The organism is Streptosporangium sp. NPDC049644 (genome assembly GCF_040675205.1).
In the GTDB taxonomy this organism is placed as follows: Bacteria; Actinomycetota; Actinomycetes; order Streptosporangiales; family Streptosporangiaceae; genus Streptosporangium; species Streptosporangium fukuiense.
Genome location: NZ_JBFAOJ010000154.1, coordinates 1 through 12,484, shown reverse-complemented (window position 1 = coordinate 12,484; position 12,484 = coordinate 1). Strand labels below are relative to the sequence as shown.

The window sequence follows — 12,484 nt, the reverse complement described above, 5'->3', positions numbered from 1 at the left end:
CACTCTAACCCACCACCACCTTATTCCTATCTCCCGACGTCGGGGTGCCGGTCGCCCGGCGTTTTCTCAGGTGACGGCACGACGAACAGACGACACCGCCCAGGCCGGATGAGCCGAACTCCTGTTCGCCCATGAACGACTCGGGGCACCCGCCGGACGGGCGCCCCGCTCGAACGTCTACGGGACGATGTTGACCAGCTTGGGCGCGCGCACGATGACCTTACGCGGCGTGCCGCCGGGCAGGAACGCCTGGACCTTCTCCGACGCCAGCGCCAGTGCCTCCAGGTCCGCCTCGGAGATCTCCGGGGAGACCTCCAACCGGTCGCGCACCTTGCCCGCGACCTGGACGACGCAGGTGACGGAGTCCTGGACCAGCAGCGCCGGGTCCGCCGTCGGCCAGCCCGCGTGTGCGACCGAGCCGCTGTGTCCCAGCCGCTCCCAACCCTCCTCGGCCGCGTACGGCGCGACCAGGGAGAGCATGACCGCCAGCGTCTCCGCGGCCTCCCTGACCGCGGGGTCGGCGGCGCCGGGCCCGGAGTCGATGGCCTTGCGGGTCGCGCTCGTCAGCTCCATCATCCGGGCCACCGCGACGTTGAAGCGGTGCGATTCGACCAGCCTGGTGACCTCGTCGACCGTGCGGTGCACGACCTTGCGCAGGTTCAGGTCGCCACCTGCGAAGTCGACGCCGGGAGCGGAGGCCGCCCCCGCCTCGGCCATCACGCGGAACGCCCGGGCCAGGAACTTCTGGGACGCGGCCGGCGAGACGTCGGCCCAGTCGATGTCGTCCTCGGGCGGACCGGCGAAGACGACGGTCAGCCTGACCGCGTCGACACCGTAGGCGTCGATCTGCTCACCCAGGTCGACGCCGTTGCCCAGCGACTTGGACATCGCCTTGCCCTGGTTGATGACCTGCCCCTGGTTCAGCAGGCGGGTGAAGGGCTCGACGAAGTCGACCATGCCCATGTCGTGCAGGACCTTCGTGAAGAACCTGGCGTACAGCAGGTGCAGCACGGCGTGCTCGACACCGCCGATGTACTGGTCGATCGGGCCCCACCTGCGGACGCGCTCGACGTCGAACGGGCCGTCCTCGTAGGAGGGGTCGACGTAGCGCAGGAAGTACCACGAGGAGTCGACGAAGGTGTCCATCGTGTCGGTGTCGCGCCTGGCCGGGCCGCCGCACTTGGGACAGGAGACGTTGACCCACTCCTCGGCCGAGGCCAGCGGGGAGACGCCCTTGGGCGCCAGGGCCTCGCCGCGCATGTCGGGCAGGGTGACGGGCAACTGGTCGTCGGGGACGGGGACCTCTCCGCAGTCGGCACAGTGGATGATCGGGATCGGGCAGCCCCAGAAGCGCTGGCGGGACAGCAGCCAGTCGCGCAGCCGGAAGTTCACCGTGAAGTGGCCGGTGCCTCGCTCGCTCAGCACCTCGATGATCTTCCGGATCGCGTCGGCCTTGGTCAGGCCGTCCAGCGGGCCGGAGTTGACCATCGCGCCGTCCCCGGCGGTGGCGATGCCGGTCTCACCGGGGTCGGCCAGACCGGTGTGCACGACGACCCGTACCGGCAGGTCGAAGGCACGGGCGAAGTCCAGGTCGCGCTGGTCGTGCGCGGGCACGGCCATGATCGCGCCATGACCGTAGTCGGACAGCACATAGTCGGCCGCCCAGACCGGCATGCGCTCTCCGTTGACCGGGTTGATCGCGTACCGGCCCAGGAAGACGCCGGTCTTCTCCTTCTCGGTGGACAGCCGGTCGATGTCGGACAGCTTGGACACCTCGACCCGGTACGCCTCGAACGCCTCGCGCCGGTCGTCGGTGACGATCTCCTCGGCCAGCGGCGCGTCCGGGGCGACCACGAAGAAGGTGGCGCCGTACAGGGTGTCGGGACGGGTGGTGTAGACGGTGACCGGCTCGTCACGGCCCTCGATCACGAAGTTGACGTCGGCGCCCTCGGATCGGCCGATCCAGTTGCGCTGCATGGTCAGCACCCGCTCGGACCAGCCGCCCTCCAGCAGGGCCATGTCGTCCAGCAGCCGGTCGGCGTAATCAGTGATCTTGAAATACCACTGGGTCAGCTCGCGGCGGACGACCTCGGCGCCGCAGCGTTCGCACCTGCCGTCCTTGACCTGTTCGTTGGCCAGCACGGTCTGGTCGTTCGGGCACCAGTTGACCAGGCCGCCCTTGCGGTAGGCCAGATCACGCTCGAAGAAGCGGTTGAACAGCCACTGGGTCCATTTGTAGTACGAGGTGTCGCTGGTGTGCAGGCGGCGGGACCAGTCGAAGGAGATCGCGTAGCGCCGGTAGGAGTTGGCCTGGGTCTCGATGTTGGTGTAGGTCCACTCCGCCGGGTGCGCGTTGTGCTTGATCGCGGCGTTCTCGGCGGGCAGGCCGAAGGAGTCCCAGCCGACGGGGTGCAGCACGTTGTAGCCGCGCTGGACCCAGTAGCGGGAGATGACGTCGCCCAGGGCGAACACCTCGGCGTGCCCCATGTGCAGGTCGCCCGAGGGGTAGGAGAACATGTCGAGCATGTAGCGCCGCTCACGCGGGTCGGCGGGGTCGTCGGAGGCCCGGAAGGGGTCCAGTTCCTCCCACCTGCGCTGCCACTTGACCTGCAGGGCCTGCGGGTCATAGTGCTGCTCGTCGCTCTGCATGTCGGCTCGCTCGCTCACGTCGATTTTCCCTCGGGTATGTCTGCGTGGATGGTCTGACCCGCCTGGCCCAATGCAAAAACCCCCCGCTCACGCGGAGGGCGGCCGCATCGGCAGGGCGCTCAGGGGCGGGGAGGCCGATGCGGCCCGATAAGCAGGGTCGCGGCACGCATAGAGCAAGACTATCGCAGCCCGCAAGGCGTATTCGTGGCCTGGGGAAACAGGCCCGATCGCGGCAAACAGGAGACAGCCGTCCGAGCAGGTCGGCAGAATGAGGATTTACGCACTCGCCGGAGCGAACGAGACCCGATGGCTATGCACCTGTTGTGACCTCGTACGTCCTTCGCGTTTACTCTTTTCACCGTGGCACATTCAGTAGAGCCGGGGCGGGGCCCGGATCCGTTGGAGGTCGGCCTGCCCATGCAGGACCCGCCGACCGACCCAACCGGACTCCAGTTCAGAGGGGCGTTCTCCAGTTTCCCTGCGAGCCCCCCCGTCTCACGTGAGATCATGCCCAATACGCCTAATTCGGGCACCCACGCGGGAGGTAAGGAAAGCATGGCCTCGGAGCAGTCCAGCCAGTCCCACCTGCCTCCGGCATGGCCGGAGGCTGCCGAACCGTCACCTTCGTGGACGAACGACCCTCTCGGCACCGGCCCCCGGCTCCCCCGCCCGCAGGAGGAGCCACAGAGCGGCAACGGCTCCTGGCAGACCTCGCCCGGCGGGGGGCAGCGCGTCTCCGATCCACAGGCCGGTTCGCCCGGCCAGACCTCCCCCGGCGGGGGCTGGTCTCAGGCCTCCGATCCGCAGAACAACGGCTGGGCGCAGGCGTCGGCCCCGCAGAACGACGGTTGGGCACAGGCATTGGCTCCGCAGAACGACGGTTGGGCACAGGCCTCCGACCCGCAGAACAACGGCTGGGCACAGGCCACGAGCCCCCAGAACGACAGCTGGGCACAGGCCTCCGACCCGCAGAACAACGGCTGGGCGCAGGCGTCGGCCCCGCAGAACGACAGCTGGGCACAGACCTCCCCCGGCGATGGCTGGGCACAGGCCACGAGTCCCCAGAACGACAGCTGGGCACAGGCTTTCAGCCCGCGGAACGACAACTGGGCACAGGCGTCCAGTCCGCAGGGCGGCGCCGACGACCCGCGCCAGACCTCCCCCGGCAACGGGTGGCCGCAGCCCACCCCGTCACAGGGAGACGGCTGGTCACAGACGTCCGGCCCGCAGGGCGGCGCCGACGGCCAGAATCCGTCCTCCCCCGGCAACGGGTGGCCGCAATCCGGCCCCGTTCCCCAGTCGGACCCGCTGGGCCAGGCCTCCCCGGGCGGCAACGGCTGGGCACAGGCCACCGCACCCTCGCACGACGGCTGGGCGCAGGCATCCAACCCGCAGAACGACGGCCGGACGCACCCGTCAGGCCCGCAGGGGGACGCTCGCGGGCAGCAGGCTCCCGGTGGGGGTGAGGCGTGGCAGGGCGCGCTCCCGCGCGACGCCTCCGGCCGCCCTCCGGCTCAGCCGGTGGAGAACAGCGTGTGGCCGCCCACTCCTCCGGCGTCCGGCGCCACCTGGCCGCCCGCTCCCCCCACCGGAAACCAGGGTTTCGCCGAGGCACAGACGTCGACGTTCCCCTCCTCCTGGGCAGGCTCTCCGGCGGACAGCCCCGCCGCCCACTTCGGCGACGCCTCAGCGGGCACCGTTCCCGGCGCCTCCCCTGACGGGGGCGGTGGAAACGGCGCCGGAAACGCGCGGCGCAGCTACGGCGTGCCGGACAACCCCGCCATGTGGGCCATGGCCGCGGCGAACGCGGCGGCGGCCTCCCAGGCTCCCTCGCAGGGAGCTCCCGTTCACCCCGGAGCCGGTGGCCCCCAACCGCCACAGCCCCAACCGGGACAGCCCGCGCATCCGGGGCAGCCCGGCCATCACCTGAGCCGCGACCCCTCCGACCCGAACAGGCCGTTCGTCACCGCCGGCCAGATCAGCGGCCCGAAGACCCCTCCGCCCGAGCGCCAGCAGGAGCTGTGGAACACGGTCTTCGGCGACAACTACCAGGCCATCGAGGACGCGGACGAGTTCGAGGAGCAAGGTCGGCCGGTCTGGATCTTCGCGCTGGCCGGCTCTGTGATCATCGCGCTGGTCGGCGCGGTGCTCTGGGCGTTCCTGGCCGGGCCGCTGGCCTCCGCCGAGGAGGAGATCGCCGAGCCCAAGCCCTCGGCGACTCCCCAGAAGACCGCCAAGCCCGCCACCATCGGTCGCCTGCCGCGATTCAGCGGCGATCCCTCGCCGGTGGTCGGTACCCTCACCGACCAGCCCGCGGGGATCACCCTGGCCCAGCTCGGTGCCCCGTGGCGGCAGGACCAGCGCCCCAGCGTGCCCACCACCTACGGCTTCACAACCCGCCAGTATCTCCCCGCCGGTACGGACTCCACAGGCAAGACCCAGTTCGCGCAGCTGATGTCGGGCCCGCTCTCGCCTCGTTTGAAGAGCAGGTACACCTCGCCGGAGAACCTCGCCCCGGTGATCAACGCGGTGGCCTCCACCGGCCGCAAGCGGTTCTTCCCCGAGGACAACACCGCCCGCAAGACCGCCCAGCAGACCCTGTCCGTGAACGGCCTGCCCGGCCAGCTCGCCGCATACGAGATCACCTCGGGCGGTTCGAAGACGACCATGGTCGTGGCGGCCGTGAGCACCGGCGCCGACCTGCCGGCGATCGTCTACATGTCGGTGCCGGACAGCAAGAAGGAACTGCTCCCCGACATCAACACGGTCTTCAAGTCGATCCGCGTACCGGGGCGGTGACCTGGCCGGCACGAACGGCCCGGCGGGCGCGCTCCGTGTTCCGGCCGGGCTGGAGTCGCCCCCGCCCTGCCGGCCCGTCACCACCGGCAGGATGTGGCAGGGCCTCAGAAATCGCAGTCGAGGTGCTTGATCCCGTTGATGAAGCTGGATCGCAGGCGGTCGGGCTCACCGACCGAGCGGATCGCGGGCAGGTGGGTGAACAGCTCGCGGAACATCACGGTGATCTCGCGGCGGGCCAGGTGGGCGCCCAGGCAGAAGTGCGGCCCGGGTCCGCCGAAACCGACGTGCGGGCCCTCGGTACGCAGGATGTCGAAGCGGTGCGGGTCGGTGAAGACGCTCTCGTCGCGGTTGGCGGCCCAGTAGTAGAGCAGCACCTTCTCCCCCTCGCGGTAGAGGTGACCGTTCATCTCGTGGTCGCGGGTGAGGCTGCGGCGCATCCAGGTGACGGGCGAGGCCAGACGGACGATCTCCTCCACGGCACCGGGCAGGCGCCCGTCGATGTCCTCCAGCAGCAGGGCGCGCTGGTCGGGGTTCTCGGTGAACAGGTGCAGGCCGTGCGAGATGGCGTTGCGGGTGGTCTCGTTGCCCGCCACCACCAGCAGGATGAAGAACGACCCCAGTTCCTGCATCGTCAGCTTCTCACCGTCGATGTTGGCACTGGTCAGGGAGGTGGTGAGGTTGTCCCCGCCCTCGGCGGCCAGGGAGACGACGAGCTCCTGGAGCCGCTGCCCCGTACCGAGGAGCAACTCCGCCACGCGGCTGATGTCGGCGATGAACTCGGGGTCGCCGCCCGACAGGATGATGTTCGTGGCGTCGAAGACCTCCTGGTAGTGCTCGGGTCCGATGCCCATCAGATCGCAGATGATCTTCAGGGGCAGCTTGGCGGCCACCTCGGTCACGAAGTCACAGCCGGGTCCGGTGGCGATCAGCTCGTCCACGATCCGCGCGGCGGCCGCGTCGACGTCCGCCTCGAACTTTTTGATCATCTTCGGGGTGAACGCCCGGGCGACGATCCGGCGCAGCCGCGCGTGCCGAGGGTCGTCCATGTTGATCATCGAGCCGAAGTACTCGTTGAAGTCGGGGCCGAGGTCCTGGACGGATGTCGCCCCCCGGCCCGAGGAGAAGATCTCGGGGTGACGGCTGGCCTCGGTGATGTCCGCATGCCGCACCAGGGCGTAGTAACCGGGGCCCGGCGGCAGGAAGGGGATCTCGGGCTCGGCGAACAGGATCGGGCCCGGCTGCGCGCGGAGCAGCGCGAAGGCGGCCTCCCGTTCGGCCATCGGACGCTCCCAGAAAGCGATGTCCGACAGGTCGATGTCCGCGAGTGAAACCGTCACGCCAGCCTCCACTAGAATCCCATTCGGTTTTACCGATCCTGCCACAGGATCCTCAGCGCAACCAGTCGAGAACGATGTCGTTGACTTCCCTGGGCCGTTCCAGATGCAGGAAGTGCCCTGCCTGAAGAACATGCTCCACCCTGGAGCCCGGCGGCAGGAAGGCCGCGGCCTGATCGACCTGCCCTATCCCCAGGCAGCCGTCACGGACCCCGTGCAGGTAGAGGATCGGAACCTGCCCGCCGGTCGCGGACTGCTCGGCGGTGTAGCGGCCGGTGGGTGCAACCGTGCCGAGCATCGCCCGGTAGTAGCCGATCGCGGCGGCGAGATTCTCCGGAGAGCCCAGAGCACGCCGCACGAACGCGATGTCCTCGGCCGCGTCGTAGCCCGGCGACCAGTCGCGCCACAGCCCTTCGATGAACCCGTCCCGCGACAGGGCGGCCTCGGCGAGCCCGGTCTGGAAGAGGAAGATGTAGAACGACCGCTTGAGCTGCTCGTAGTCGAAGAAGGCGGCCAGCATCGCGCCCATCGGGGGCACCGCCATCGCGACCGCCCTGCGCCAGCGCTCGGGAGCGAAGGCGGTGGCCCCGTAGACGGGGAAGGCGCCCCAGTCGTGGCCGATGAGCACGGCGTCGCCGTCGCCGCCGAGCGCCTCGTGCAGCGCGCAGGCGTCGGCGACCAGCGCCCCGCCCTCGTAGGCGCCGTCGGCGGGGATCGAGGTGGGCGCGTAGCCGCGCATGAACGGCGCGACCGCGCGGTAACCACGCCCGGCGAGCTCGGGTAGCAGATGCCGCCAGGTGTGCGCGGTGTCGGGGAAGCCGTGCAGGCAGAGTGCGAGCGGCCCCTTTCCTGCCGACAGGTACGCGAACTCGACGCCGTTGGCGGTGACGGTGCTGATGTCCATGAGGCGGAACCTAGCATTCGCTTGGCCGCCGTGGCGGCGATCGCCCCGACCCCTCGCCCGGCACCGGCGGTCAGGTCGTGTACGACAGGTGCTTGACCCCGTTGATGAAGTTGGAGAGCAGATAGGAGGGCTCACCGGCCGATCGGATCTCGGGCAGGCGGGTGAACAGCTCGCGGAACATCACGGTGATCTCACGGCGGGCCAGGTGGGCGCCGAGACAGTAGTGGGGGCCTGGGCCGCCGAAGCCCACGTGCGGGTTGGGGTGGCGGGTGATGTCGAAGACGTCGGGATCGGTGAAGACGCTCTCGTCGCGGTTGGCGGAGTTGTAGAAGAGCAGGACCTTGTCGCCCTTGCGGTACCGCTGCCCGTTCATCTCGTGGTCGCGAGTGACCGTACGGCGGAACTGGATGACCGGGGTGGAGTAGCGGATGATCTCCTCCACAGCGCCGGGGATGTGCTTCTCGAAGTCGCCGACGAGCAGTTCGCGCTGCTCGGGATTGTCGGTGAGCAGCTTGAGGCCGTGCGAGATGGCGTTGCGGGTGGTCTCGCTTCCGGCGACCACCAGCAGGATGAAGAACGAGCCGAGTTCCTGCGGGGTGAGGTGCTCATCGCCGTTGACCAGCATGCTGGTCAGGTCGCCCGTGGAGGCGCCCCGGCGCTCGCGGCCGAGCCTGGCCGCCAGCCTGTTCAGCTCGCGCCCGGCCGCCAACAGCTTGATCAGGCCCCGGGCCACGTTCCACCGGTTCAACTCGGGATCGATTCCGGTGTACTCGGAGTCGGCGTTGCCCAGGATGATGTTGGTCGCGCGCAGGACCCGGTGATGGAACTCCGGGGGGATGCCCATCATGTCGCAGATGACCTCGACGGGCAGCCGGGCGGCCACCTGGGTGACGAAGTCGCCCGGTCCCTCGGCGATCGCCTCGTCCACGATCCGGGTCGCCGCCCGCTGCAGGTCCTCCTCCATCTTCGCCAGGACCCTGGGGGTGAAGGCCCTGGAGACGATGCGGCGGAGCCTGGCGTGCCGGGGGTCGTCCATGTTGATCATCGAGCCGAAGTACACCGCCAGCCAGCGGGGCATGTCGGCGATGCTGTTGGCGGTCGGCTCACTGCTGAACACCCCGGCGTTCCTGCTGGCCTCGGAGACGTCGGCGTGCCGCACCAGGGCGTAGTAACCGGCCCCGTGCCCAATGAAGGGGATCTTGTTCTCCTTCGTGAACACCGGCCGGTCCAGCGCGCGGAGACGCCGGAAGGCCTCCATGCGCTCCCGCTGAGGAAGCCCCCAGAACGGAATCTCCGACAGGTCGACATCCGCCATGTTCACGGTCATTGCCTTAGATTTATGCAAGTAATTACTTACGTCAAGTGTGAGTCATAACACACTTTGTCCACATATACGGCTCAGCGGGCTGCGGTGATGAGATCGGCGGCCCTTTCCGCGATCATTACGGTGGGCGCGTGGGTGTGCCCCCGGTTGATGACCGGCATCACCGAGGCGTCGACCACCCGCAGTCCCGCGACGCCGCGGACCCTCAGGGCGGGGTCCACCACCGACTCGGGATCTTCACCCATCCGGCAGGTACCGACCGGGTGGTAGAGGGTCTCGCTACGCTCGCGGATCCAGCGGACGAGCTCCTCGGTGCTCCTCGCCCCCCAGTACGGGTCCATCGGGGGTCCCGCGAGCGGCCGGAGCGCCTCGGTGGCGAACAGTTCCCCGGCCTTCCGCAGCCCGGCCACCTGCCGCCGGACGTCGGCCTCCGCCGTCAGGTAACCGGGATCGATCACGACGTCGCGGCCGTCCAGCGAGACGCGGCCGCGGCTCTCGGGCTGGAGCAGGATCGAGGCGATGGTCAGGCCGTGGCCGGGCGGCGGGGTGAGGCCGTGGTTGACGAAGGGGCCCGGGGCGAAGATCAACTCGATGTCGGGGGCGCGCTCCTCGGGAGAGGTGCGGATGAACGCCACGGCCTCGCCGACATTGGAGGTGAGCATGCCCCGGCGGCCGACCAGGAAGCGGAGCAGGTTGCCCGCCGACTCGGCACCGGCGAGCGTGATCGGCTCGGGGCAGTGCAGGACGACGCCCGAGGCCAGGTGGTCCTGGAGGTTGGCGCCGACCTCGGGCAGTTCGTGGACCAGCTCGACGCCGGCGGTCCGCAGTTCGTCGGCCGGGCCTAGGCCCGACAGCATCAGCAGGTGCGGGGAGCCGATCGCCCCCGCCGACAGCACGACCTCCCCGCGCGCCCGCACCACGGTGCCTCCGTCACCGCTACCGTCACCGCCGCCGTACTCCACGCCGATCGCCCGCCCGCCCTCGATGAGCACCCGGTTCACCTGCGAGGAGGTCAGCACCGTGAGGTTGGGCCGCTTGGCCGCGGGTCCGAGATAGGCGTCGGCGGAGCTCCAGCGGCGCCCCCGGTACTGGGTCACGGGCGTCGGCGAGCAGCCCTCGTTGGAGGGGCCGTTGAGCTCCTCCAGACGGGCGATGCCCAACTCCTCGCAGGCCCGCAGGAAGAGCGCGGTGGCGCGGTTCGGGGAGCGCAGCTCCGAGATGTGGATCGGGCCCTCCGTGCCGTACACGCCGCCGCGGTTGGAGCCGGCGCGGCGTTCGATCCGGTGGAAGTAGGGCAGGACCTCGTCGTAGGACCAGCCGGGCACGCCCCAGCCGTCGTAGTCCGCGCGGTGCCCGCGTACCCACATCTGGGCGTTCATCGAGGAGGAGCCGCCGAGCATCCGGCCGCGCGGCCAGTAGAGCTCCCTGCCGGAGAGCTCGGGCTGCTTGGCGGTGGTGAAGTTCCAGTCGTGTTCGGTCTTGAACAGCTTGGCGAAGCCGGCCGGCATCCGGACCTCGAGCCTCCTGTCGGAACCGCCCGCCTCGATGAGGGCGACCCTCGTGCCCGGATCCGCGGAGAGACGGTTGGCCAGCACGCACCCCGCCGACCCCGCGCCCACGATGACATAGTCGTACTCCACGCTCACTGACCCCTCCTCGCACAGACGGTCAGCTCGCCTCCCCGTAAGCGGGCTCTTATCTGCTTACTCCCCCATGGTTTGCCCGTCAATTTGTAATCAAAGTTACCTACCAGTAGGTATCTGAGGGCTGCCAGTATGAGCGGGTCAGAGCTCGCTCGGAGGAGGACGCACGATGCTCAACCTGTCGATCGCACTGGAGGACAGCGCCCGGGAGAACCCCGACCGCACCGCACTGGTCTTTGGCGACCTGCGACTGCCGTACTCCCTGGTCAACACCGTCGCGAACCAGGTTGCCAACCTACTGGTCTCCAGGGGGGTCGGTAAGGGCGACAAGGTCGCGCTGGCCTGTCCCAACCTGCCGTACTTCCCCTTCGTCTACTACGGCATTCTCAAGACCGGCGCCACGGTCGTGCCGCTCAACGTGCTGCTGCAGTCCAGGGAGATCGCCTATCACTTGGACGACTCCCAGGCCAAGGCACTGTTCTGCTTCGAGGGCACTCCCGAACTGCCGCTCGGCGAGCGGGGCAGGGCGGGCTTCGAGGGATCGTCGGCGGAGCACTTCTTCGTGCTGCCCGCCGCCGCGTTCGCCACCGAGTCCGAATACGGCGAGACGCTCTGGGCGGCGCTCGACGGCGTGTCCGGCGAGTTCGAGACCGTGCAGACCGCACCCGACGACACCGCCGTGATCCTCTACACCAGCGGCACCACCGGCCAGCCCAAGGGTGCCGAGCTCAGCCATCAGAACATGCTGCTGAACGCCATGGTCTCCGATGAGATGTTCCCCCGCACCGAGGGCGGCGACGTCTACCTGGCGGTGCTGCCGCTCTTCCACTCCTTCGGGCAGACCGTCGTCATGAACGCCGGGTTCCGGCGCCAGGCGACCGTCGTGCTCGTGCCGCGCTTCGAACCGGGGCCCGCCCTGGAACTGATGCGCGCCGAGAACGTCACGCTGTTCGCGGGCGTGCCGACCATGTACTGGGCCATGCTGACGAAGATCCACGCCGAGGGCGACGAGGTGCCCACCTCGCTCAGGGTCGCGGTGGCCGGCGGCGCGTCCTCACCCGTCGAGGTGCTCAGGGACTTCGAGGCGACCTTCGGGATCGGGATCCTGGAGGGGTACGGCCTGTCGGAGACCTCCCCGGTGGCCAGCTTCAACCAGCTGGGCAGGCCCACCAAGCCCGGCACGATCGGCACGCCGATCTGGGGTGTGGAGATGAAGCTGGTCGACGGCGACTGGAAGACGATCGAGGGCGAAGGGCCCGGCGAGATCGCGATCCGCGGCCACAACGTGATGAAGGGCTACTACAACCGGCCTGAGGCGACCGCCGAGGTCATGAGGGACGGCTGGTTCCGCACCGGCGACATCGCCACCCGCGACGCGGACGGTTACTACGCCATCGTCGACCGGGCCAAGGACATGATCATCAGGGGTGGCTTCAATGTCTACCCGCGCGAGCTCGAAGAGGTCCTGATCACCCATCCGGAGGTCTCCCTCGCCGCGGTGGTCGGAGTCGCCCACGACTCGCACGGCGAGGAGGTCAAGGCGTACGTCATCCGCACTCCCGGCGCGACGGTCACCGAGGACGAGCTCATCGCCTGGGGTAAGGAGAACATGGCCGCGTACAAGTATCCGCGGATCATCGAGTTCCGTGACGCGCTGCCGATGACCGCGACGGGCAAGATCCTCAAACGCGAGCTCCGCTGAGCGGTCCGCACCCACCGGACCGAGAAGGTCCGAAACGGGTTCCGGCGACGCCCGCGGGGGGGGCCGGCCCCCCGGAGGGGCTGATGGAAAGCGGGGCGGGAAAAAAAGAAGACCGCCCCCCCCGGCGCG

7 protein-coding genes are annotated in these 12,484 nt (G+C 69.2%); 2 read left to right on the top strand and 5 right to left on the bottom strand.

Going from position 1 to position 12,484, the window contains the following annotated elements:
- Window positions 1-177: 177 nt before the first annotated feature.
- Entirely contained in the window at window positions 178-2,649 is a 2,472-nt protein-coding gene (gene leuS, locus AB0J58_RS42130) for a leucine--tRNA ligase (protein WP_364226868.1), read from the bottom strand.
- A gap of 555 nt (window positions 2,650-3,204) precedes the next feature.
- Between leuS and AB0J58_RS42125 the strand changes: the two genes are divergently transcribed.
- A complete protein-coding gene (locus tag AB0J58_RS42125) occupies window positions 3,205-5,448 on the top strand; it encodes a hypothetical protein (protein ID WP_364226866.1) in 2,244 nt (747 codons plus the stop codon).
- 104 nt (window positions 5,449-5,552) lie between these two features.
- On the opposite strand, the gene AB0J58_RS42120 is transcribed toward AB0J58_RS42125, so the two are convergent.
- The 4 genes from AB0J58_RS42120 to AB0J58_RS42105 form a co-directional block, all read right to left on the bottom strand.
- On the bottom strand, window positions 5,553-6,785 hold the full coding sequence (locus tag AB0J58_RS42120; protein ID WP_364226864.1) for a cytochrome P450: 1,233 nt from the start codon (window positions 6,783-6,785) through the stop codon (window positions 5,553-5,555).
- 52 nt (window positions 6,786-6,837) lie between these two features.
- Entirely contained in the window at window positions 6,838-7,686 is an 849-nt protein-coding gene (locus AB0J58_RS42115) for an alpha/beta hydrolase (protein ID WP_364226861.1), read from the bottom strand.
- 70 nt (window positions 7,687-7,756) lie between these two features.
- Window positions 7,757-9,013, bottom strand: coding sequence for a cytochrome P450 (locus tag AB0J58_RS42110; RefSeq protein ID WP_364226858.1), 1,257 nt, complete (start codon window positions 9,011-9,013; stop codon window positions 7,757-7,759).
- 71 nt (window positions 9,014-9,084) lie between these two features.
- A complete protein-coding gene (locus tag AB0J58_RS42105) occupies window positions 9,085-10,656 on the bottom strand; it encodes a GMC family oxidoreductase N-terminal domain-containing protein (protein ID WP_364226855.1) in 1,572 nt (523 codons plus the stop codon).
- 166 nt (window positions 10,657-10,822) lie between these two features.
- Here AB0J58_RS42105 and AB0J58_RS42100 point away from each other — a divergent pair, with 166 nt between their 5' ends.
- Window positions 10,823-12,355 carry a long-chain fatty acid--CoA ligase gene (locus AB0J58_RS42100; RefSeq protein ID WP_364226852.1) on the top strand — a complete coding sequence of 511 codons (1,533 nt, stop codon included), beginning with the start codon at window positions 10,823-10,825 and terminating at the stop codon, window positions 12,353-12,355.
- The last annotated feature ends 129 nt before the right edge of the window (window positions 12,356-12,484 follow it).